This window comes from Sphingobacterium hotanense (genome assembly GCF_008274825.1).
Classification (GTDB): Bacteria; Bacteroidota; Bacteroidia; order Sphingobacteriales; family Sphingobacteriaceae; genus Sphingobacterium; species Sphingobacterium hotanense.
This window is the reverse complement of sequence record NZ_CP030848.1, coordinates 2,295,866-2,319,871: the sequence shown is the minus strand read 5'-3', so window position 1 is coordinate 2,319,871 and position 24,006 is coordinate 2,295,866. Positions and strand designations below refer to the sequence as shown.

22 protein-coding genes are annotated in these 24,006 nt (G+C 39.9%); 14 read left to right on the top strand and 8 right to left on the bottom strand.

The window, feature by feature from the left end; translation table 11 throughout:
• Positions 1–450: 450 nt before the first annotated feature.
• The gene (locus DSM08_RS09645) at positions 451–801 is read right to left on the bottom strand and encodes a 4Fe-4S dicluster domain-containing protein (RefSeq protein ID WP_046672889.1); all 351 of its coding nucleotides are present in this window, start codon (positions 799–801) and stop codon (positions 451–453) included.
• Between the two features lie 160 nt (positions 802–961).
• Between DSM08_RS09645 and DSM08_RS09640 the strand changes: the two genes are divergently transcribed.
• The 5 genes from DSM08_RS09640 to dnaJ all read left to right on the top strand — a co-directional run bounded on the left by DSM08_RS09640 (position 962) and on the right by dnaJ (position 4,753).
• On the top strand, positions 962–1,975 hold the full coding sequence (locus DSM08_RS09640; RefSeq protein WP_149525956.1) for an acyl-CoA reductase: 1,014 nt from the start codon (positions 962–964) through the stop codon (positions 1,973–1,975).
• 59 nt (positions 1,976–2,034) lie between these two features.
• Positions 2,035–2,238, top strand: a complete 204-nt coding sequence (locus tag DSM08_RS09635; protein WP_149525955.1) for a fructose-6-phosphate aldolase — start codon at positions 2,035–2,037, stop codon at positions 2,236–2,238.
• 6 nt (positions 2,239–2,244) lie between these two features.
• Positions 2,245–2,925, top strand: coding sequence for a cell division ATP-binding protein FtsE (locus DSM08_RS09630; RefSeq protein ID WP_149525954.1), 681 nt, complete (start codon positions 2,245–2,247; stop codon positions 2,923–2,925).
• Between the two features lie 129 nt (positions 2,926–3,054).
• Positions 3,055–3,591 carry a nucleotide exchange factor GrpE gene (locus DSM08_RS09625; RefSeq protein WP_246172195.1) on the top strand — a complete coding sequence of 179 codons (537 nt, stop codon included), beginning with the start codon at positions 3,055–3,057 and terminating at the stop codon, positions 3,589–3,591.
• A 10-nt stretch (positions 3,592–3,601) separates the two neighbouring features.
• Positions 3,602–4,753 (top strand): molecular chaperone DnaJ, encoded by a 1,152-nt coding sequence (gene dnaJ / locus DSM08_RS09620; RefSeq protein ID WP_149525953.1) that lies wholly within the window; start codon positions 3,602–3,604, stop codon positions 4,751–4,753.
• Between the two features lie 457 nt (positions 4,754–5,210).
• Here dnaJ and kdsA read toward each other — a convergent pair whose 3' ends face one another.
• Positions 5,211–6,026, bottom strand: a complete 816-nt coding sequence (gene kdsA / locus DSM08_RS09615; protein WP_149525952.1) for a 3-deoxy-8-phosphooctulonate synthase — start codon at positions 6,024–6,026, stop codon at positions 5,211–5,213.
• Between the two features lie 9 nt (positions 6,027–6,035).
• Positions 6,036–8,225, bottom strand: coding sequence for a DNA helicase RecQ (gene recQ / locus DSM08_RS09610; RefSeq protein ID WP_149525951.1), 2,190 nt, complete (start codon positions 8,223–8,225; stop codon positions 6,036–6,038).
• 104 nt (positions 8,226–8,329) lie between these two features.
• Here recQ and DSM08_RS09605 point away from each other — a divergent pair, with 104 nt between their 5' ends.
• The 4 genes from DSM08_RS09605 (at position 8,330) to DSM08_RS09590 (ending at position 11,913) form a co-directional block, all read left to right on the top strand.
• Complete coding sequence (locus DSM08_RS09605; protein WP_149525950.1) at positions 8,330–9,295, top strand: KpsF/GutQ family sugar-phosphate isomerase; 966 nt, start codon at positions 8,330–8,332, stop codon at positions 9,293–9,295.
• A gap of 120 nt (positions 9,296–9,415) precedes the next feature.
• A complete protein-coding gene (locus DSM08_RS09600) occupies positions 9,416–9,790 on the top strand; it encodes a DUF1573 domain-containing protein (RefSeq protein ID WP_149525949.1) in 375 nt (124 codons plus the stop codon).
• A gap of 121 nt (positions 9,791–9,911) precedes the next feature.
• Positions 9,912–11,102, top strand: coding sequence for a pyridoxal phosphate-dependent aminotransferase (locus DSM08_RS09595; protein ID WP_149525948.1), 1,191 nt, complete (start codon positions 9,912–9,914; stop codon positions 11,100–11,102).
• Positions 11,103–11,619: 517 nt separating this feature from the next.
• Positions 11,620–11,913, top strand: a complete 294-nt coding sequence (locus DSM08_RS09590) for a hypothetical protein (protein WP_149525947.1) — start codon at positions 11,620–11,622, stop codon at positions 11,911–11,913.
• A 34-nt stretch (positions 11,914–11,947) separates the two neighbouring features.
• Here the strand turns inward: DSM08_RS09590 and cmk are convergent, their stop codons facing one another.
• The 5 genes from cmk to yihA all read right to left on the bottom strand — a co-directional run bounded on the left by cmk (position 11,948) and on the right by yihA (position 16,998).
• Complete coding sequence (gene cmk, locus DSM08_RS09585) at positions 11,948–12,631, bottom strand: (d)CMP kinase (protein WP_149525946.1); 684 nt, start codon at positions 12,629–12,631, stop codon at positions 11,948–11,950.
• Entirely contained in the window at positions 12,631–13,044 is a 414-nt protein-coding gene (locus tag DSM08_RS09580) for a hypothetical protein (RefSeq protein WP_149525945.1), read from the bottom strand. Before DSM08_RS09580 ends, cmk begins: the two co-directional genes overlap by 1 nt.
• Before the next feature lie 3 nt (positions 13,045–13,047).
• Complete coding sequence (gene topA / locus DSM08_RS09575; RefSeq protein ID WP_149525944.1) at positions 13,048–15,435, bottom strand: type I DNA topoisomerase; 2,388 nt, start codon at positions 15,433–15,435, stop codon at positions 13,048–13,050.
• A 96-nt stretch (positions 15,436–15,531) separates the two neighbouring features.
• Positions 15,532–16,383 carry a UbiA-like polyprenyltransferase gene (locus tag DSM08_RS09570; protein ID WP_149525943.1) on the bottom strand — a complete coding sequence of 284 codons (852 nt, stop codon included), beginning with the start codon at positions 16,381–16,383 and terminating at the stop codon, positions 15,532–15,534.
• 3 nt (positions 16,384–16,386) lie between these two features.
• The gene (yihA, locus tag DSM08_RS09565) at positions 16,387–16,998 is read right to left on the bottom strand and encodes a ribosome biogenesis GTP-binding protein YihA/YsxC (RefSeq protein ID WP_149525942.1); all 612 of its coding nucleotides are present in this window, start codon (positions 16,996–16,998) and stop codon (positions 16,387–16,389) included.
• A 107-nt stretch (positions 16,999–17,105) separates the two neighbouring features.
• Here yihA and DSM08_RS09560 point away from each other — a divergent pair, with 107 nt between their 5' ends.
• The 5 genes from DSM08_RS09560 (at position 17,106) to DSM08_RS09540 (ending at position 23,980) form a co-directional block, all read left to right on the top strand.
• On the top strand, positions 17,106–18,014 hold the full coding sequence (locus tag DSM08_RS09560; protein WP_149525941.1) for an ABC transporter ATP-binding protein: 909 nt from the start codon (positions 17,106–17,108) through the stop codon (positions 18,012–18,014).
• Between the two features lie 15 nt (positions 18,015–18,029).
• Positions 18,030–19,346, top strand: a complete 1,317-nt coding sequence (locus DSM08_RS09555; protein WP_149525940.1) for an ABC transporter permease — start codon at positions 18,030–18,032, stop codon at positions 19,344–19,346.
• Between the two features lie 200 nt (positions 19,347–19,546).
• A complete protein-coding gene (gene nhaA / locus DSM08_RS09550; RefSeq protein ID WP_149525939.1) occupies positions 19,547–20,716 on the top strand; it encodes a Na+/H+ antiporter NhaA in 1,170 nt (389 codons plus the stop codon).
• Between the two features lie 717 nt (positions 20,717–21,433).
• Positions 21,434–22,342 carry a transposase gene (locus tag DSM08_RS09545; protein WP_149524546.1) on the top strand — a complete coding sequence of 303 codons (909 nt, stop codon included), beginning with the start codon at positions 21,434–21,436 and terminating at the stop codon, positions 22,340–22,342.
• Between the two features lie 525 nt (positions 22,343–22,867).
• Positions 22,868–23,980 carry a helix-turn-helix domain-containing protein gene (locus DSM08_RS09540; RefSeq protein WP_149525938.1) on the top strand — a complete coding sequence of 371 codons (1,113 nt, stop codon included), beginning with the start codon at positions 22,868–22,870 and terminating at the stop codon, positions 23,978–23,980.
• Positions 23,981–24,006 lie beyond the last annotated feature (26 nt).

The following is a 24,006-nucleotide window of genomic DNA, read 5'->3' as shown; positions in this document are numbered from 1 at the left end:
TTAAAGATTTACAGGATCCTGTTCATCCTCATACTTTCTTTCTTGGTTCAAAACAAAAGCAACAATTAAGCTGCCGAATAATTCATCATCCACTCCTTAGCCAATCACTCCCATATCACTCCCATATCAAAACCCTTTTGAAGCGGCTTTGATTGGGTTATGCATTGGGTTATAAAGGGGTTTGAAAGGGCTTTAAGCAAAACGAGTTCATTAGCAAATATTAAGCAGTTAGACTAGATCCTGCCAATCCCTAAATCCTTCCTTTCCTGGTTCAAAGACAAACTTCGCTTTCTAAACCAACGGTCAAAGACAAGCTCTCCTTTCTAAACCAATTACTCACACAAACTCTCCTTTCTAAACCAAATTCTAAAAGACAACATTTATCACCAACTACTAAAAAACAAAAAAGCCTGTCGTTCGACAGGCTTTTTTGTTTTTTTATTTAAATGCTTATTCAGCGTGTAACCAAGCTTTCTTAGCTAGTAGTTCGTCGTTAGATTCGCGAACGTCTTCGTCGTCTACACAACAATCTACCGGACATACTGCAGCACATTGCGGTTCATCATGGAATCCCACACACTCTGTACATTTATCTGATACAATATAATAGACTTCGTTGGAGATTGCTTCTTGCGATTCGTTTGCGTCTAATGTAACGCCATCGCCGAAATCAATAACACCATCCAAAGCAGTACCATCCGAAAACTTCCAAGTTACTCCAGCATCATAAATTGCGTTGTTTGGGCATTCTGGTTCGCAAGCCCCACAATTTATACATTCGTCAGTAATTTTAATTGCCATTTATGTCCTTACAATAAAATAATAAACTAATTTTGCACTTGTCAAAGTTAACATTAAATATATACTCGATAAAAATAAAGTATATCAATTTAATAGTAATTGACTTTTATGTGGCAAATATAAGACAAAAATAGTAGAGAATAATTCTAAATAGTAAGTTTTGGTACGAGAACAACGCATTCAAGCATTCAGTCAGTTAGGTTCCTTTTTAGCATCGGATGATGCAGCAATTCAAGCAGTTTTAGATCGTGTTGAGCGCTTAAATCCTTGGTACACCTCTCGATACGTAGCACAGCAATTTAAGGCTTTCGGCGCGCAGCTGACGGAGGCAAATTTGAATGCTTGGCTAGCTGATTTTCCGGATCAGGAAACCGATAAGATGGTAGGCTTGGTGCTTGCTGGAAACCTTCCGCTTGTAGGCTTTCATGATATCCTATGTGTGCTGATTACTGGCTTTAAAGCACAGATTAAGACCTCGTCGGACGATGCGGGTCTAACGAAGTTTGTTTTGGATAAGTTGGTCGAGATTGAGCCGGCATTCGCTGCTCGTTTTGCCATCGTTGATATCCTGAAAGATTTTGATTTGGTAATCGCTACGGGAAGCAATAATTCTGCTCGTTACTTTGAACACTATTTCGGTAAAAAACCACATATTATCCGTAAGAACAGAAATTCCATCGCTGTGTTGTCAGGCGAGGAAACTGACGAGCAATTGAAGGCTCTTGGCCATGATATCTTTGATTTCTTTGGTTTGGGCTGTCGTTCGGTTTCCAAAGTTTTTATTCCGGAGAACTATGATGTGGCGAAGTTCTTTGAAGCTGTGGAGTCATTCAACTGGATCAAAGATCATTTCAAATACAACAACAACTACGATTTCAATAAGTCGATCTACCTGATCAATAAGAATCAACATTTCGATAATGGCTTTTTGCTGTTGAAGGAAGATGAAAGTATGGCTTCTCCCCTTGCGGTCGTTCACTATGAACGCTATAGCTCGCTAGATCAGGTTGAAACGTATATCAATAAGCATGAATTGGATATTCAGTGCGTTACATCAGCGGTTGATCTGAATGTAGGTTCGCCTGTATTTCCGCTAGGATCTAGTCAGTGTCCCGCACTCGATGATTATGCGGATGGGGTGAATACGTTGGAATTCTTACGTGCGAACCAATAAAAGCTAAATTGTAGCGTTAATATAACTGTGTATTAATAAAAAATTATAATTTTGTTTACATGTATGTTATCAAAGTAAAGGGTGTTGCGAAGATTCCGGATTATGTTCAATTGCGTGATGATGCATTTACCCTATTAGCATACTTTCGAGTAGATCGACCTGATAAATCCCTTGATAAAATTGGCCTTGGTGATAAATTGGATTATATCATGGATGTAGTTCGCGAATTGCCATTTGGTCAGATAAAAAAAATTGACTTATAGAAAGATATGAGAGAAAATACGGTTATTAAACTTAAGAACGTCGATATATACCAACAGAAGCACCTGGTACTATCTAATGTAAACTTAGATATTGCTCAGGGCGAATTTCTTTACTTGATCGGTCAGTCTGGCTCAGGTAAAAGTAGTTTATTGAAAATTATTTACGGTGATCTTTATATCGCTAATGGCGAAGGCATGGTTGCTGGATTTGATTTGAAGAAGCTTCATGAAAACGATGTTCCCTTCTTGCGCAGAAAACTAGGTATTGTCTTTCAGGATTTTCACTTATTGAACGACCGTACGATTGAGAAGAACTTAGAATTTGCACTTCGTGCTACAGGCTGGAAGGAAAAAGGCTTAATCGAGAACCGCATGCTTGATGTGTTGGAGAAAGTAGGTCTACGTTCGAAATTAAAGAAAATGCCACATGAACTTTCCGGTGGTGAGCAGCAACGTGTAGTTATTGCTAGAGCATTGTTGAATAACCCAGAGATTATTTTGGCCGATGAGCCTACGGGTAACTTAGACCCTGCTACATCGGAAGAGATTGTATTGTTACTTCGCGATATCGCATCTTCAGGAACAGCAGTCTTGATGGCTACGCACGATTATCAAATTATTAAAAATATGCCTGCACGCATTATCCGTACCTCGGATGGTGGTTTGCATGACAATGTCAGCATCTAAAAACTGACATTAATCTGAATAATCCGACATTTTGCAAGTGTAAACATATAAAACACTGACAGGCTGTCGGATTTTTTTTATTGGCAAAAAAATTGATTGAACCAGATTTAAGAATATAATTTAACGGTGATGATGAACGAAAACGAAAATATTCAAGACGAAAACTTAAATTCAGAAGAAACAGATTCGACGACAAACGTTGAGAGCCCTGAAGTTGACGAAGTAGAAAGCCTAAACAACAAATTGGCAGAGTCTAATGACAGATATACACGTTTAGTTGCGGAGTTTGACAACTATAAAAAGCGCACATCCAAAGAGAAGCTTGATTTAATGCAATCGGCAGGAAAAGATGTGTTAGTGAAATTATTACCTGTGTTAGATGACTTCGATCGTGCGATGTCTTTTATGAAAGATATTCCGAATGACGACAGCGTAAAGCAAGGCGTTGACCTAGTAAATACCAAGTTCCGCAAAACGATGGAACAATTAGGTCTAAAAGAAATGGATGTGATCGGGCAGCCATTTGATCCCGAATATCAGGAAGCTATTACTTCTATCCCTGCACCTAGCGACGATTTAAAAAATAAAGTAATCGATGTGATTGAGAAAGGTTATTTCTTAAATGACAGTGTATTACGTTTTGCAAAAGTTGTAGTAGGTCAATAAGAAAAATAAAATGTCAAAGAGAGATTATTACGATGTCCTAGGTGTTTCCCGCACTGCCGAAGTGACGGAGATTAAGAGTGCCTATCGTAAATTAGCTATTAAATATCACCCAGATAAGAATCCGGGCGATAAGGAAGCGGAAGATAAATTTAAGGAAGCTGCTGAAGCTTACGAGATATTAAGCAATTCGGAAAAGCGCGCGCGTTATGATCAGTTTGGTCATGCGGGTAATTCTGCTGCTGGCGGTTATGGTGGCGGCGGCATGAACATGGAAGATATCTTTAGCCAGTTTGGTGATATCTTCGGTGGTGGCAATCCGTTTGAAAGTTTCTTCGGTGGTGGTGGCGGAGGCCGTGGTGGTCGTCGTGTACAACGTGGAAGTAACTTACGTATTAAAGTAAAATTGACCCTAGAGGAGATTGCGAAAGGCGTCGAGAAAAAGGTTAAAGTAAATAAGCAAGTTGTTTGTCATACCTGTAGCGGTACTGGCGCAAAAGATAAAAGCTCTTACCATACCTGTAACACTTGTGGTGGTAGTGGTTCTGTTCGTCGTGTGACGAATACGATCTTAGGTCAGATGCAAACAACAAGCACCTGCCCTACTTGTAATGGTGAAGGCGTTGAGATTACTGCGAAGTGTACAACCTGTAAAGGCGAAGGCTTAGAGCGCGGTGAAGAAACGATCTCCATCAACATCCCTGCAGGTGTAAGCGAAGGCATGCAATTGTCGATGAGCGGCAAAGGTAATGCTGCCCCTCGCGGTGGCATCCCTGGTGATTTGATTATCTTGGTTGAAGAAGTTCCGCATGAGACCTTGAAGCGCGATGGCATCAATGTAATTTATGATCTATACATCAATTTTGCAGATGCAGCTTTAGGAACAAGCGTGGAAATCCCAACAATCGACGGTAAAGCAAAGATCAAAATCGACCCAGGAACTCAAGGTGGTAAAATCCTTCGCTTAAAAGGGAAAGGATTGCCGGAAGTGAATTCATACCACAAAGGCGACCAATTGGTTTACGTGAATGTATGGACCCCGAAAACTGTTTCCAAAGAGGAAAAAGAATTGTTAGAGAAATTGAAAGGCTCAGCAAACTTTAAACCTCAACCGGGTAAAAGTGAGAAGTCCTTCTTCGAACGTATCAAAGAGTATTTTGAATAATAGATGTTAGATTTTAGATATTAGATATTAAAAAGGCGCCGACTAGGCGCTTTTTTTGTGGATTTTGGGTAGGGTTGTTGGTTGGTGGTATGGGGATTATGTCGAGCGGATTGTCTTGAACCAGGAAAGGAAGGATTCAAGGATTGTCAGGATTGGGGGTGCCTTTTTAGATTGTCTTTGAACCAGGAAAGGAAGGATTTGAGGATTGTCAGGATCGGGTTTGTTTTCAATATAAAGGTTTATTGTCTTGAATCAGGAAAGGAAGGATTTGGGGATTTACAGGATCCTGCTCATCTTTTTCATCCTTCCTTTCTTGGTTCAAAACAACAAATAATCATTATCCGCTAAAGTTCTTAATACTAACTACAAACTACTAACTACTAAAAAAAGAGCGTAGTCAGAATAGCCCGCTACGCTCTAATGTCTAATATCTAAAATCTAATATCTAATATCTAGATTAAATTATTGCTTGTCTCACGCGGATCAGGTTCTCCATTAATCCTTCTAATAGATCGAGGTGCAACATATTTGCGCCGTCGGATTTCGCGTTTGCAGGATCTGGGTGCGTTTCGATGAATAGTCCATCGGCACCTACAGCGATAGCTGCTTTGGCGATAGTTTCGATTAGTTCCGGTTTGCCGCCGGTTACTCCTGTTGACTGATTAGGTTGTTGTAGAGAATGCGTACAATCCATTACCGTTGGGACATTGAAATTGCGCATAGTAGGAATTCCCCGAAAATCGACGATCAAGTCTTGGTATCCGAAGGTATTGCCACGATCGGTTAAGAATACTTTGTCATTTCCGGAATCTTTAACCTTATCTACAGCAAACTTCATAGATTCCGCAGCGAGGAACTGTCCTTTTTTGATGTTCACCACCTTACCGGTTTGTGCCGCTGCAACTAAAAGCTCCGTTTGACGGCATAAGAAAGCTGGAATCTGTAGTACATCTACGTATGCGGCAGCCATTGCGGCTTCGTGGCTTTCATGAATATCTGTGACTGTAGGAACACCGAAGGTCTTTCCTACTTTTTCAAGAATTTTTAAAGCTTTTTCATCGCCGATACCGGTAAATGAGTCCACTCTTGAGCGGTTTGCTTTGCGATATGAGCCTTTGAAGATATAAGGGATATTGAATTTATCTGTAATCGTAACGATACGTTCAGCAATGCGAAGGGCGATATCCTCACCTTCGATTGCACATGGGCCTGCCATTAAAAAGAAAGCATCAGAGTCGCCATTCTTAATATTTGGCAAATAAGTATTGATCATATTGTATTATTAATTTCCTAGTTCTGATATAAATTTGATGCGCATGAGTTGAATATCCTCAAAAGAATAATCCTCCTCTCCTAGTTCATTCAATGCGCTATCGATGCTATCGTTCTCTGCAGATTTGAAGTAATCATAAACCTCATCCTGACGGTCTGGATCGATCATCTCATCGACAAAGTATCCGATATTGAGTTTCGTACCGGAGTTGACAATAGATTCGACCTCTTTCAGCATATCCTCATAGCTAATGCCTTTGGATGATGCAATATCCTCCAAACTGATCTTTCTATCGATATTCTGAATGATAGAAACCTTCAATGCGGACTTATTAGCCGTGCTCTTGATCACCAAGTCCTGAGGTCTGTCGATATCGTTGTCTTCTACATATTTCTTGATCAACTCAACGAAAGGAGCACCAAACTTCATTGCTTTCCCAGATCCTACGCCCTGAATTTTCTTCAGCTCTTCCGTAGAAATAGGATAATGAGTACACATTTCGTCTAACGAAGGGTCTTGAAAGATAACAAAAGGCGGAAGAGACTTCTGCTTCGCAATCTTCTTGCGAAGATCCTTCAGCATCTTCAATAATTCGGCATCCAGCGTGCTAATATGTCCAGCAGCGTCATCCGAGCTATCTCCGCTCGCTTTTTCCATCGGACGATTGATGATGTACTTAATCGGGTAAGGGTTGCTTATATATTTTTTGCCGGCCTCTGTCAATTGAAGGAGTCCGTAGTGATCGATATCTTTTTTGATAAAGCCCGAAAACTCCGCTTGGCGGATTAGCGAATTCCAATAATTCACCCCAAGTTCTTTACCGGATCCGAATAGAGGATGTGTATCATGCTTATAAGAAGAAATAGGCTGATTGTTCTGACCAATCATGACATTGATGATATGCTGATCATCAAATTTGTCGCCTTGCTCTTTAATGAAGTTCAAGACCTGCAATAGAGATGCCTCGGCTTCAAAATAAGTTTTCTGCGAACGGCAGTTATCACACATGTTGTTACATCCTGTTTCGTCGAATTTCTCGCCGAAATAGTGTAAAATCTGCTTTCTGCGACAAACTGCGGATTCCGAATAGTCGATCACTTCCTTTAGGATCTGAGTACCAATCTCCTTTTCAGAGACCGGTTTGTCTTTCATGAACTTCGTCAATTTCTCGACGTCCTTTTCCGAATAGAATGCCAAACAAAAGCCATCGCCTCCATCACGTCCAGCGCGTCCTGTTTCCTGATAATAGCCTTCCATAGACTTTGGAATATCATGGTGGATTACATAACGAACGTCTGGTTTGTCGATTCCCATACCGAAGGCTATCGTTGCTACAATAACCTCGATATCTTCCATCAGGAACTTGTCCTGTGTCTCAGCTCGCGTTTTTGCATCCAGTCCCGCATGGTACGGTAGAGCTTTGATGCCGTTGATATTCAACACCTCAGCAATCTCCTCTACCTTCTTACGACTTAGACAATAGACGATTCCGGCCTTACCGGTATTATTCTTTATGAAGCGAACGATTTCCTTAATGACGTCTTGTTTCGGACGAACCTCATAGTAGAGATTCGTTCTGTTGAACGAAGACTTAAATAAGTGAGCATCATTCATCTGTAAGTTCTTGCGAATATCAGATTGCACCTTAGGTGTTGCAGTGGCTGTCAGCGCGATAATAGGGATGTTGTCTCCTACCTCATTGATGACTTGTCGGATTTTACGATACTCCGGACGGAAATCATGTCCCCACTCCGAAATACAATGCGCTTCATCGACAGCGACGAAGGACACGGTAATACTCCGTAGAAATGCAACATTGTCCTCCTTGGCTAAGGATTCCGGTGCAACATATAACAATTTGGTCTTACCATCTGTTACATCCTGTTTTACACGTAGAATCTCATTCTTAGTTAATGAGGAGTTCAGAAAGTGTGCAATGCTGTCTCGACCACCGAAGGCTCTCAGCTGGTCTACTTGATTTTTCATAAGGGCAATCAATGGGGAGATAACAATAGCTGTTCCCTCGCTCATTAATGCTGGTAGTTGATAGCAGATGGACTTGCCACCGCCTGTCGGCATAATAACAAAGGTATCTTTCTTGTTTAGCACATTTGTGATAATGGCTTCTTGATCTCCTTTGAAATTATCAAACCCAAAAAAATCCTGTAAATTGTCAAATAGTGATTTTTCTATTTCCATTCACCTAGCGATGTTAAATTAGATGACTTTACAACATTAGGAATACGCCCTAAATAGTGTATTTTTGTGATGTAAATTGAAGAATAAAAATAAGTAAATTTTACGTGAAAAACAATACAGATATCAAAAAGGTTGCCGTGAACACCTTTGAGTTAGAGGCGAAAAATATCCTTGCATTATCAGAAAGAATTGATGATGATTTTGTTAAGGTTGTTGAGTCAATTCTTAGTTTAAATGGCCGAGTAATCATTACAGGAATTGGTAAGAGCGCTATTATTGCACAAAAGATTGTCGCAACACTAAATTCCACCGGAACACCGTCTATTTTCATGCATGCTGCCGATGCCATACATGGAGATTTAGGAATAATTCAAAAAGAGGATTTGATCATTGCGATCTCCAAAAGTGGTAATACTCCAGAGATTAAAGTGCTTGTGCCATTCTTGAAACAGACAAATAATAAGCTTGTCGCGATCGTTGGAAATCGGAACTCTTTCCTTGCCGAACAAGCTGATTTTATCTTGGATACAACGATTACGCGTGAGGCTTGCCCGAATAACCTAGCCCCTACTACAAGTACGACGGTTCAGCTTGCCATGGGTGATGCAATCGCTGTAGCTTTGCAAACGGAAAGACAATTCTCTGATCGCGATTTCGCGAAATACCATCCAGGCGGTGCTTTAGGAAAGCAGCTTTACTTACGCGTTGGCGACTTATCCGATCATAATGGCCTGCCAATCGTAGAGCCTACGAAAGACATCCGCAACGTCATTATATCTATCACGAAGTTTCGTTTGGGCGCAACGGTTGTGTTGGATGATGATAAAATATTGGGAATTATCACCGATGGTGATATTCGCCGTATGCTTGAAAAGCATGAGGATATCTCAAAGTTAACGGCTAAGGATATCATGAGCTTAAACCCCAAGACTATCGACAGAAATGAACTGGCAGTAAATGCATTACATACTATGCGACAATTCAGCATCTCTCAATTGGTCGTGACGAACGAAGGAAAATACGCTGGAATTATCCATATTCAGGATATTCTGAAGGAAGGAATTATTTAAACTTTTTGTAATATTATTGTTGATTTAAGCAAATAAGCATGCTATAGACTGGTTTTTCATAAAATTGGTCTTAGATTTGAGTATTACAAGTAAATAAAAACAACTAAACAAATTGAAGCAATGAAAAAAATTACAAGTATATGTGCGGTGGTAATTGCGTTTATTAGTTTAACAGCAATGACATTATTGACAGCTGAATTTAAGTTCGAAAAAGAAACGCATGACTTTGGAAAGATTCCAGCAGGCAAACCAGTTTCTTTCGAATACAAGTTCAACAATGCTGGCGATGAGCCAATCATTATTGCTGACGTTCAACCTACTTGTGGATGTTCGGTAGCAGAGTTTACAAAGAGTCCGGTGAAACCAGGTGAAGCAGGAACAATTAAAGTAACGTTCAATGCTGAAACCAAGGGACCATTTACGAAGTCTTTCATTGTGAAATCAAATACAAAGACTCCCGTTAAGACTTTGACGATAAAAGGTATAGTAGAATAAAACAATATCTAGAATATTATTTAGCGAAGCCATTCTTTAAACAGAATGGCTTTGTTATTTATAGCCTTTCCTTCGAAGATTATTCGTAAATTTGACGCAGTCAAAACGAAAACAAATTATAATGCCAACAATTTCTCAAAAGGGCATACAAATGCCTGCATCACCCATTAGAAAGCTTACACCATTTGCCGATCAGGCTAAAAGAGATGGAAAAAAGATCTATCATCTAAATATTGGTCAGCCAGATATCGAAACTCCTGAAGTGATGTTAAACGCCTTGAAGAACATTGACTTCAAAGTATGGGCGTATACTGCTTCTGAAGGGACTTTATCCTATCGCACGAAGTTGGCTGAATACTATAACAAACTTAATTATAACATCACCCCTAGCGATATCTTGGTTACTAACGGTGGTTCTGAAGCAATCACAATTGCGATGCAAGCTTGCTTAAATCCTGGTGAAGAGGTAATCATCCCAGAACCATTCTATGCAAACTATAATGGTTTTGCGTGCTCTGCAGATATCATTGTAAAGCCGATTATGTCTTATATTGACAATGGATTCGCACTGCCGTCCATCGCTGAATTTGAGAAAGTAATTACCGAGAAAACGAAAGCTATTGCGATCTGTAATCCAAATAACCCAACTGGATACCTTTATTCACGTGATGAATTGGAAGCATTACGCGAGTTATGTTTGAAGTATGACCTTTACCTATTCTCGGATGAGGCATATCGAGAATTCTGTTATGACGGTCGTGAGTTCTTGTCACCAATGCATTTGGAAGGTGTGGAACAGAATGTTGTTGTATTTGATACCGTTTCTAAACGTTATTCAGCATGCGGTGCTCGTATCGGATGTATCATCACTAAACACAAAGAGTTGTATCAAACATGTCTGAAGTTTGCTCAGGCACGCTTAAGTCCTTCTTTAGAAGGTCAAATTGCTGGCGAAGCTGCTGTAGATACTCCGGATAGCTATTTCGAAGCGGTATCAAAAGAATATACAGCAAGAAGAGATGTATTAGTAAATGGACTGAACAATATTGACGGTGTATTCTGTCCTAATCCAGGTGGTGCTTTTTACGTTGTTGCTAAGCTACCAATCGACAACGCGGATAAGTTCTGTCAATGGATGTTGGAGAAATTCGATTATAACAATGAGACTGTTATGATGGCACCGGCAACCGGTTTCTATTCTACACCGGGCGCCGGCCAGAACGAAGTTCGACTTGCTTATGTGTTAAACCAAGATGATCTAAAAAAAGCATTGGTTTGTCTGGAAGAAGGCTTGAAAGCATATAATGCATAAGAATTAGATATAAGATATTAGACATTAGATTTAAGACCCTGAAAGGGGTCTTTTTTTTTTGCTATACATTGAGATAATGGTTTCTAGTTTTTCCAAGTTAGTAAAGAGATGGAGTAAATAACAACAGACTAGCAGATCGAGGAATTGTAATGGACTTTGCAAAGATCCTGTTAATCTTATAATCCTTCCTTTCTTGGTTCAAACATCTTCCCTTCCTGTTTAAACAGAAGGCTCAAATCGACTAACGTCTTACATCTTTCGCAACTGCAAAGTGAATTCTCTTTTTGATCCAATACTTAATTTCTGATTTTTGCATAATCCACATAGGCGAAATCCTTTCAGCTGCATTACAACTTTTCCTTTACCCATCTTTATCTTGCTCTGATTATACATACAGCATAAACATAACCAATCCGATACCGTCACTTTCAATTCTTAAAAAACGTTAAAACGAAAGTTCTTAAAACAAAATCCCTTAAGGCACGTTTATATTATATAAACTAATGAAGTAGAATTTATGGATAAATTGAAGAAATTTGACTTAATGGAGAAAATATCCAGGGAATTGGAGGACATTAGAAATAGTCAACAAGCGGTTTTGGAAAAGATTGCAAAAGTAGAGATCGACAATATTGAATTAGGCGATAAGACTATTGAGAAGAAGATCCCTGAAATTTATCAGCGAACTGCTGATAACTCCGAGGCTATCCGAGAGATATTGGAAGCATTTCAAACTAAAACCGATGATTTTGGTGAGAAAAACAATATTGACAAGCTTCGTGAACAAAACGAAATTGACAATATGAAATAGAAAAAAAGCTGGCTTAATCATAAGCCAGCTTTTTTTATGCTGTTTGCATTCGTTTGTTGACCAAGTCAACAACGAAAGCCAATTGTTCTTCCTGATTTAACTCGCTGTTGTCTAATACTACAGCATCTTCCGCCTGTCTTAGTGGGCTTTCCTCTCTTGTGCTGTCAATATGGTCACGATGGGATAAATTCTCTTTTACTTCTTCCATGGTGATGATCTCCCCCTTTGCTGTCAATTCTGCAAATCTTCGTTCAGCACGAACTTGAGGACTCGCTGTCATAAAGACCTTCAAATCGGCATTAGGAAATACGGTGGTTCCGATATCACGACCGTCCATCACAATATTGCGCTTTGCTCCTAAGGCTTGCTGTTGCTTCACCATCGCATGGCGAACGGCTTTAATTGCGCTAACCTCACTTACATACTCTGACACCTCCATGGTCCGAATGGCATCAGATACATCTTCACCATTAAGAAGCACTTGCGTTTTATCAGCTAAAGGAACTAAATCAATATGAATGTTTTCTATCGCTGTTTGGATAGCGATATCATCGCTAAGGCTGACATTATTGCGTTGGAAATAAAGTGTTACGGCGCGGTACATTGCACCACTATCAACAAACACAAAGTTCAATTTCTTCGCTAAAGCTTTTGCAACGGTACTTTTACCACATGATGAGAATCCATCAATTGCAATCACGAAGTTGCCATTTTTCATTAGTTTGTTCCTCCGATCATTACGCCAGGCTTATTAACCAATGGAATCTTTATCAGATTCTCATCAACAATACTGTCCGGCAGGAAAATATATTTTTTATCATAGATAACACCATCGATATAATAGCTCAGCCAATACTCATTGGTTAAACCAAAAACCTGTATATCAATAGCTTCAATCTTTTGCGATGAGTGAGCATCCATATCTCCGATAAAGTGACGCAATGTTGTAGTAATCACCTTACGGCCATCCTTTTCACCATAGCCTTTGGAAGATACCAATACGTTTTGAATGGCTTTATCCTTCTCGTTGATCAGATACACATTCCAAACCTTAGATCCAGGTGCTTCAGACTCTAATACCACAGCAATCGAGATATCTTCAACGATGTTTAAAGGTAAGTCTTTTTTCATGGCTTACTTCTTTTTAGCTTTCGCTGCTGGCTTAGCAGCTTTCGCCGTTTTAGTGGTTTTAGTCGCTCGGGTCGTTTTCTTCGCAGTCCCGCCTTTGCTATCTTCTTCAGCCCACTTCAACACATCTTCGTAAGTAATCTTTTCTACTTCCGTTCCTTTCGGAATCTTTAAGTTCTGCTTACCAAAACGCACGAATGGTCCCCATCTACCGTTCTCAATCTTTGCTTCAGGATTCTCGTCGAAAACTCTGATAATCTTATCTTTATCTTTCTGACGTTTCTCTTTAATAATCTCTACAGCCTGCTCTTCCGTAACGTCTAGCGGATCCACGCCTTTAGGTAAAGAATAGAAGCTACTGTTGTGGCGAATATAAGGTCCAAAACGGCCGATTGCAACCGTCATTTCCTTCTCTTCGAACTCTCCAACCTTCTTAGGAAGATTGAATAAATCCATCGCTTCCTCGAACGTAATCGTTTCGATCATCTGACCTTTGCGCAAAGAAGCAAAGCGAGGCTTCTCTTCATCATCGGCAGAACCAATCTGCACTAATGGACCGAATCGGCCGACACGTACAGATACAGGCTTACCAGAAGCAGGATCGACACCAAGCTCACGTTCATGCGTCGCTCTGTCTGCATTTTCCAGTGTATCTTGAACCTCGGTATGGAAAGGACCATAGAAATTTGACAGCATATCTGTCCATTCCTTATATCCTTGAGCAATTTCGTCAAACTCTTTCTCTACCGTAGCAGTGAAATTGTAATCGACAATATCATTAAAATGTTGAACTAAGAAATCATTTACCAGCACACCGATATCAGTTGGAAATAATTTACTGCGCTCAGCACCTGTAATTTCTGTTTTCTTGGTACTAGAAACTTGACCGTTCTCTAAACTGATCACTTCATACACACGCTCCTTACCATCACGGTCTTCTTTGACGACATATCCTCTATTCTGTATAGTCGAAATAGTCGGTGCGTAGGTAGAAGGACGTCCGATTCCAAGTTCTTCCAGTTTCTTCACCAAAGAAGCCTCCGTGAAGCGAGCAGAAGGACGAGAAAAACGCTCTGTCGCTTGCATATTCTTCAATTGCAAGTCCTGACCAGTTGTCAATGGAGGTAGTAATTTGTTTTCAGAATCGCCATCATCCAATCCATCCTGATCGTCGTCGGTCGATTCCATGTACACTTTCAAAAAGCCATCAAACTTCAATACCTCTCCGGTGGCAACGAAGTCTTCTTTACGAGTAGACACATCGATCTTCGCTGTTGTCTTCTCAAATTCTGCTTCGCTCATTTGCGAAGCAATTGATCTTTTCCAGATCAACTCATAAAGACGTCGTTCAGAATTGTCGCCGTCAATCGAGTGTTCATTAAAATATGTAGGACGAATTGCCTCGTGCGCCTCTTGAGCACCCGCGCTCTTCGTACGGTATTGTCTTTGTTTATGGTATTGGTCGCCATATGCACTTACAATCTCCGCTCTAGCGGCCTGTAATGCCGTATCAGAGAGATTAACAGAGTCCGTACGCATATAAGTAATACGTCCAGCCTCGTAAAGGCGTTGTGCGACCTGCATGGTGCGAGCCACCGAAAAACCAAGCTTTCTACTCGCTTCCTGTTGCAAGGTAGACGTAGTAAAAGGCGCTGCAGGAGTTCTTTTCGAAGGTTTCGTCTCTAAACTACCAACAGTAAAACTGGCTTCAACGCAATCTTTTAAAAACTTCTCTGCATCCGCAGACGTCTGGAAACGCTGTGGTAATTCCGCTTTGAATTGCTCACGGGCTTTCCCTGTATTAAAAATCGCGACTACTTTATAAGATGCTTCTGCTTCAAATCTATTAATCTCGCGCTCGCGCTCAACGATCAATCGAACAGCAACAGATTGAACGCGACCGGCTGACAAGGAAGGTTTCACTTTTCTCCATAATACCGGTGAAAGCTCAAAACCCACTAATCTATCCAATACACGACGTGCTTGCTGTGCATTTACTAAGTTGAAATCTATTTTTCTAGGCGTCTCTATCGCTTTTAAAATGGCAGGCTTTGTAATCTCATGAAAAACAATACGTTTCGTATTCTCATCCTTAAGACCTAACGTTTCGTATAAGTGCCATGAAATAGCCTCTCCCTCGCGGTCCTCATCGGATGCTAACCATACTGTCTCTGCAGATTTCGCTAACTTTTTCAATTCACTGACAATCGCCTTCTTATCGGCAGGTACTTCGTACTTCTGCTTAAAGTTGTTTTCCGTATCAATTGCATCATCAGTCTTTACCAGATCTCTGATATGACCATAGCTGGACTTCACAAGAAAATCCTTCCCTAAATACCCTTCAATTGTTTTTGCTTTTGCCGGAGACTCGACTATCAATAGATTTTTCGCCATTTAATTTTAATAGATTTCATGCAAAGAAAATGATTTCAAAATGGAATGCAAATTAAATTTTATGTGCATTTCCTAAAAAGTGAGCAATATCATGCCTTATATAAAGGCGATATCCAGTAAGTAAAAGACCATAAAAACCACTGAGGCAATACCATTAGTGGTCATAAAAGCACGGTCTACCCTACTTAAATCTGTCGGGCTCACAATTCGATGTTGGTAGATCAATAAACTACCATAAAAAAGTAATCCTATATAATAGAACCAGCCTGTAGGCATAAAGAATACAGGCAGACTAACGAATATAAAAGACAAAACGTGTAGGACTTCCGAAATACGCAATGCTTTCGGACCGCCAAAATTAGCGGGAATTGAATTCAGTCCATTCGCGCGGTCGAATTCTTCATCTTGTAACGCGTAGATGATATCAAAGCCACTGACCCAAGTCAACACAGCCAAACCGTAAAAGATGGGAACAATACTGAACGCTCCGGTCACGGCTAAATAGGCTCCGACAGGTGCCAAACCCAATCCCAGCCCTAATACCAAGTGGCATAATGGCGATATCCGCTTCATGTATGAATAGAATAATACGACGAACAAGGCCACAGGCGCCAATACCAAACACATAGCATTGATAAAATAGCAGGCAACCATAAAAACAATACAATTGATGATGGTAAAAGTCAATGCTTGCTTTGGCGATATTCTTCCCGCAGGAATGTCACGGACAGCTGTACGTGGATTTAAAGCGTCGATATCACGATCTAAGTATCTATTAAAGGCCATTGCGGCATTTCTTGCAGTGACCATACAGACCAGCATTAAAACAAATAACTTCCAATCGAATTGGAAGCCTGTTGTTTTGATTGCCAAGAAAAATCCGATTATAGCGAAAGGTAGTGCGAAAATACTGTGTGCAAATAGCACCAACGACATATACTTCTTCATGGATTACTCGATCGGCGCCTCAAATTGTTGGTTAATAGCATCAATGTTCTCTAACACTTGTTCGCAGCCTAATTTCGTTTCAGACGATGTTAGGAAATGTACGGGTAGCTCCTCAAACCATTTTTTCATCGCTCGGCGGAACTTCGCAATATTCTGGTCGGACTTCACGCCCGATTGTTTGTCCGCTTTGGTAAAGATCATCTGAAAGGGTATTCCCTGCTCGCCCAACCAACAAACAAAATCCAAATCAATTTTCTGAGGCTCTAATCTGCTGTCAATCAACACAAATACACATTGCAGGTTAACGCGATTGATTAGGTAGGCGCGAATAAATTTCTCCCAAGTACTTCTATTCTTCTTAGATGTCTGTGCGAATCCATAACCAGGCAAATCCACCAAATACCAAGTTTTGTTAATCAGGAAATGGTTGATTAGTTGTGTTTTACCAGGCTTTTGAGAAGTCTTAGCCAAACCCTTTCTACCGGTCATCGCATTGATTAACGAGGACTTACCCACATTAGAGCGGCCTATAAAGGCATATTCAGGTAGATTGGCAATAGGCAGCTTGTCAATTTCCGTATTGCTGCAAATAAATTCTGCGTCTTTTACGATCATGGCACAAAGGTACGATTTCTAAAAACTTTTTCCTCTTTTCTCAATTTTTAAGATTTTGTTTCATGTTAACGGCATTTTAATTAATTTAACCACAAAAAACCGAACTTATGCTAGATATTCGTAACATCGTCAAGCAGTATGCAAACCATCGTGCTTTAGACGATGTGTCCATATTTATTCCTAAAGGCAAGATATTCGGGCTCTTAGGCCCAAATGGTGCCGGGAAGACATCCCTAATCCGTATTATCAATCAAATTACCGCGCCCGACGCTGGTGAGATATATTTTGATGGCGAACTGCTATCTCCAAAACATGTAGAACGAATTGGTTACCTGCCGGAAGAACGTGGCCTATATAAGAAGATGCAAATTGGAGATCAGATGATCTACTTAGCACAATTAAAAGGATTATCGAAAAACGAAGCCAAGCAACGCCTAAAGTACTGGTTCGAAAAGCTACAGATAGAATCCTGGTGGGATAAAAAAGTTGAAGACCTCAGTAAAGGGATGCAACAGAAAGTACAGTTTGTAGCTACCGTACTCCACGAACCCGACTTAATCATCTTGGACGAGCCATTCTCTGGATTCGACCCGGTTAATGCACAGATCATTCAAGACGAAATATTAGAATTAAATAAAAAGGGCGCTACGATCATCTATTCTACTCACCGCATGGAGTCTGTAGAAGCTCTATGCGATAATATCGCCCTCATTCACAAGTCGCGCAAAATATTAGATGGCTCTGTTCGGGAAATCAAGAATGAGTATAGAAATCAAACCTATACTATTTCCTACGCTTCCCTCAGCAACGATCCTATTCATCAAGAAGAATTATACCAGGTCCTTAACCACGAACAACAGGACGAAGAACAAAAGCTAACGATACAGATTGCCGATAATCGCAGTCTGAATGATGTATTGACGGTTCTTATTCCTAAAGTCGAGATACATCAGATCTTCGAAATCATCCCATCGATGAATGATATTTTTATTACTCGAGTTAAACAACACAACTAACATAGATCTATATATATGAACAAGATATTATTAATCGTACAAAGGGAATATTTAAGTCGGGTAAAGAAGAAATCCTTCTTACTTACCACTTTCCTTGTTCCCTTATTCTTCATTGGTCTCTATGTTGGAACCTTTTTATTAACGCAAAAGAGCTTTGAGGACTCGAAGGCCCTGGTATATGTCCTGGATCAAACAGACTCAGTACAGCAACAGTTAACAACAAACGAGCGCATTACCTATGCGAAATCCAATACCGAGCTGCAAGAACAGCTAAAAGAGGTTAAGGAAAAGGGCGACAAAACCAGTTTATTGATTATTCCAGAGGATTTCTTTCAAACTCGAAAGATAGAATTCCTATCCTCAGGAAAGCCTAATATTAAGATTCAATCGGAAATCGAAAATGAGTTAGAGAAAATCTTATTGGCTCATGCCTATAAGGAGCTCAATATAGATGCAGATAAAATTAAGAACATCAATACGCAGGTTTCCACCTCAGCTAAGGAGATTACCGAATCCGGCGATACAAAGGACAGTGATACCCGAATTGCAATGGGTATTGCTATGGGTTTATCCATTTTGATTTACCTATCCTTGTTCCTCTACGGAGCACAAGTAATGCGCGGAATTATTGAAGAGAAATCCAGCCGTATTGTCGAAGTCATTATTTCATCGGTGAAACCATTTCAGTTGATGATGGGTAAGATTATCGGCATTGGATTAGTAGGAATCACGCAATTCGTACTATGGATTGTCCTATCGTTTACCCTTTTTACCGTAGCCACCAATACGTTGATCAACAAGGAAGATCTTCAGAACCAAATGCTTGAACAGGCGAATGTAGAAAATGCAGAGCTCTCAAGCTCCAGTGCATTAGCAATGGATATACAGACGGCTTTGAACGGCGTGAATGTCGCAGAATTATTGATCTGCTTCTTCCTATTTTTCCTTTTAGGCTATATGCTTTACAGCGCTCTATTTGCGGCTGTAGGCTCAGCTGTAGATTCTGAGACAGAAGCGAACCAGTTCACTATGCCGATTACGATGCCTCTGCTACTCGCCTACTTACTATCCTTTGGCGTATTGATCAATGATCCGCACGGCAGTATTGCAACCTGGCTGAGTTTTATCCCATTAACTTCGCCGATTGCGATGTTGGTCAGAATTCCTTTTGGCGTGCCAACCTGGCAAATCATCGTCTCCTTCTTACTCTTGGTAGGCGGATTTCTGGTTACCACATGGGCAGCAGCAAGAATCTATCGTGTCGGAATCCTGATGTACGGTAAAAAAGCAAGCTTCAAAGAACTTATCAAATGGTTCAATTATAAAGATTAAGAATTAAATCAAGACATTAAGGCTAGGCCGTTAAATCGCATTAAAATGAGCAGTTTAACGGCCTAGCTTCATTCTGAGCGGTAAATTTAAGACAGGTTTGTTACCCTAATCATATGGGTTTTTGCCTAGCAATCCCTTTCTTTTTTATATATTTACCCCTTTATTTTTCACATTCCATACGAACTATTATTCAAAAAATAATGGCAAATCTGATTAATCTAACGGTTTTCAAAAGGTTCCTTTCGTCGAACTATGCAGGAGGTATCCTCCTATTTTCATGTGTTATCATTTCCTTGATTATTGCGAACTCCCCATTTGCCGAAGGTTTTAATCAATTTTTCCAACAGGTCATTGGCTACGAAAGTGAAAGCATACAATTAAAATACTCGGTCAAACTATGGATCGATGACGGTTTAATGGCGCTATTCTTCCTTTTGGTGGGTCTGGAGATCAAACGCGAGCTTGTCGAAGGCGAGCTTTCATCGCCAAAGAAAGCCGCTTTGCCTATTGTGGCTGCAATCGGCGGTGCCCTGGTACCGGCAGGAATCTACATCGCGTTAAACTTTAGCGAGCCTACTCATCATGGTTGGGGTATCCCTATGGCTACCGATATTGCTTTCGCATTGGCGATTATCACCCTTCTAGGTAAGAAGGTTCCAGCGAGCTTAAAAATATTCTTAGCTGCCTTAGCGATTGTAGACGATTTATTGGCCATCCTAGTAATCGCCATCTTCTACTCTTCAGACATGCACCTTACCTACCTGATGTATGCCGGCGGAATCATGTTGCTTCTTATTGCCTTTAACCGCTTCGGCGTTAAAAATATCTGGGCCTATTTAATTCCTGGCGTTTTCATCTGGTATTTTGTTCACCATTCCGGAATCCACGCCACAATTGCGGGTGTATTGGTCGCTATGACACTTCCTACGACACCAGACGCTACGGAATCTCCATTAGAGAAATTAGAGCATGCCCTCGTAAATCCTGTAAACTTCTTTATTATCCCATTATTTGCATTAGCAAATACCAATATCACGCTTCACGAAGAAATGATCAGTGGGTTAACCTCTCCACTCGGATTAGGAATTATCTTAGGCTTATTCCTTGGAAAAACCATCGGAATCTTCCTGACCTCCTATATCTGCGTAAAGACAAAGCTTGCTAACCTTCCGGAAGAAGCAGGCTGGAAACATATGATCGGTGTAGGGATGCTGGGTGGTATCGGATTTACCATGTCAATCTTCATCTCCATGCTCTCCTTCAAAGATCCGCTATTCATCGAAGAAGCTAAATTCGCAGTCCTAATCGGATCTTTGATCTCTGGACTTTGCGGATACTTCTTCCTAAGCTCCTTGGCGAAGAAGGCTTAATAGATTTTAGATATTAGACATAAGATATTAGAGTATGGCGGCTAGAGATGGTCGTCATATTATTTTTTAGATGTCAGACATTAGACATAAGATATTAGAGTATGGCGGCTAGAAATGGTCGCCATATTTTTTTTTAGATATTAGACATTAGACATTAGACATTAGACATAAGATATTAGAGTGTAGCGGCTAGAAATGGTCGCCATATTTTTTTTTGATAGTGAAGATTGTTTCGTTTTATGAAGTTTGTTTTGAACCAGGAAAAAAAGGATTTAAGGATGGGCAGGATCCTGTATATCCTTGCATCCTTCCTTTTCTGGTTCAAAGACAAAACATCCTGCCCATCCTTGTATCCTTCCTTTCCTGGTTCAAAGACAAAAAATCCTGTTTATCCTTGCATCCTTCCTTTCCTGGTTCAAAGACAAAAAATCCTGTTTATCCTTGCATCCTTCCTTTCCTGGTTCAAAGACAAAACTTCCTGCCCATCCTTGCATCCTTCCTTTCCTGGTTCAAAGACAGTGCATTTTTTCTTTCAACAGGATCCTGCCAATCCTTGTATCCTTCCTTTCCTGGTTCAGAAATAGTATCTAGTAGTTAGTAATGCGAATTAAGGGTTGAAATATATTGGAAAAAGCTTCTTAAAAAGAAGGGTGAAAACTTGCATAAAAGCCTTATTATCAGTATATTTATAATGTTCCTTACGCATTATTAAACAACATGATCAATCAGGCCAAGGCTCTAAAATTAATAAAATTATACCAGTATGTTTGTGATAAATATGACAGTGAACTGCAATATTACTGTCAGCGATTTTCAAACAATAACAAACCTGACTTTACTGATCAGGAGGTTTTGACCATCTATTTATTCAGTGTGCACGAGGAACAGCGGCTAAGGATCAAGCAGATTCATAAATTCGCCTCGGATTATCTGATGGATTGGTTTCCCAAGCTAACTTCATACGTAGCATTCAACACCCGTATCAACCGCCTTTTTGATGTTTTGAGATCTCTTTGTCAGTCAGTTATAGAGGACTTTGCACCAGAGGAGTGCTCCAGAGAATTTTCCCTACTGGACTCTATGCCCATCATAACCTGCAGTGGGACTAGAAGGGCAAAGGTAGCTCTGGAGATAACGGATAAAAGTTTCTGCTCAACGAAGAGGCTTTGGTATTTTGGATTAAAGCTTCATGCGCTCAACAGCTATAACAAATCCACGCTGCCTCGTCCGGAAAGCATTGTAATAAGCAAGGCATCTGAAAGTGACCTGAACATATTTAAGGAGAATTGGGCATCCATCGCAGGTAGGACGTTCTTTGGTGACAAGATATACCGTGACGCCCCGTTCTTCGAGTGGTTTTATAAAGAAAAAAAATCAATTATGTATACTCCGATAAGGGAAACCCAAGGAAAACCAGATTGTTTAAAAAACAGGGATCGTGCTTATAATGACCTGTTTTCAAGAGCAGTATCTAAGGTAAGACAACCAATCGAATCCTTTTTTAATTGGATAAATGAAAAAACACAGATACAAAACGCAAGTAAGGTCAGATCTACCAAAGGACTATTAGTACATGTGTTCGGTAAATTAACAGCCTGTTTCATAAAGCCTATTTTCAACCCTTAATTCGCATTAGTACTTAGTATTAAGACCTAAGGCTAAACATCCTACCCATCCTTGTATCCTTCCTTTCCTGGTTCAAGACAAATCATCCTGCCAATCCTTAAATCCTTTCTTTCCTGGTTCAAAACAAATTGCCCTTTCTAAACCAAAGGATTAAACAAACTATCCTGCCAATCCTATAATCGTTCCTTCTCTGATTCAGAAAATTGCTTCCGAATCACAATCCGCCCTACTCTAATGTCTAATATCTAATCTCTTATATCTAGATTACATCCTTCTTTGGGTTTCAGTTCATTCACCCCCACTTCAAACCCCAATCAAACCCAATCTGAATTGGGTTTGATTGGGTTATGTATTGGGTTTGAAAGGGCTTAGTAAGGGTTATAACTTGAACTTGTCCGCATGCGGACTCGGACTGCTCTATTTTTTAACTGACACCTACGATTTCTTAATATTGAACATCCTTTAGCGCTATTAGATAACAATTTCTTTCAAATAAGTTAATACAGAAAAACTAATATTGCTAGTATGGGGCCATATTTATTACTTGTAACTGCGCAGATTGTCGTTTTTTGCTTTTTCTTTTCGAAGACATTGAAACGAAAGGAGAATAAAGACCAGATACTGTTCATTATTTTATTTTGCTGTAGCTTAGGGCTGCTCTCCAAATTGATTATTCAGTTTTCAAATTTACCGGTCAATTTTGAGTATGGCATTTCTTCAACCATCGGCTTTTCTACTTTTGCCTTTCTCTATATCAAGCATATTTTCTCGGAGAAACCCATCCGACGAATTGAGCTTATTCTTTTCTCTATTCCTTTTTTTAGTACTGCAATTATATTTCTCATTGAATTGCTCTTCAATAAGCACATTGCCAATCATCCAGGATTGGCTAGACTTATCGATATGTATGTGCTCAATTTCCGCAGATTTACGATTGTGGCATGTTTTCTAGGCGATATCTATTTGCTGGTTAGATATTGGGATAGCGTAAAAAAGCGTATTCGCTCAAACGAAATTGGCTTGGCATTAAGCTTCATCTGCTATAATTTTCTGCTCTGCTTTCTTATTTCAAGTTCCTTGCTATTTAAGCCTTTCGATTATCAGGTCATTCTCTATCTAGGATTGGCAAGCTCTTCGATAATCGTCCTACTGATTGTGTATTTTAATTTTATCAATACCTATAAAGATTATTTGGGTTTATCTATGCAGTCTGCAGGCAAACTTAGTCGTGTTCTTACGAAAACCAACGATGAAAAGTATCAGAAGAATAGTGCTAAGATCGAGGGATTAAAACCTCTGGTGGCTCAAATTGATGAGCTGATGAAAAGAGATAAACCTTTTCTCAATCCTGAGTATGCGCTCTCCGATCTTGCAAATAGTTTAGCCATCAGCAATCATGATCTCTCGATTATCCTTAATAATTTAATGAACACTACTTTTTATCAGTATATCAATTCAAGACGAGTATCCTATTTCATTGCTCACTCGCAACGCATTGTTCAAGAAGATCAGAATATTTTAAATCTTGCCTACGAGTCGGGATTCCATTCCAAGAGTACCTTCAATAAATATTTTAAGATGGAGACCGGTCAATCGCCGAGTGAGTTTCTTAAAGAAAAGATCAAGCAGATTTCCTAATAATTTGTTAAAGGAAACTTAACAAC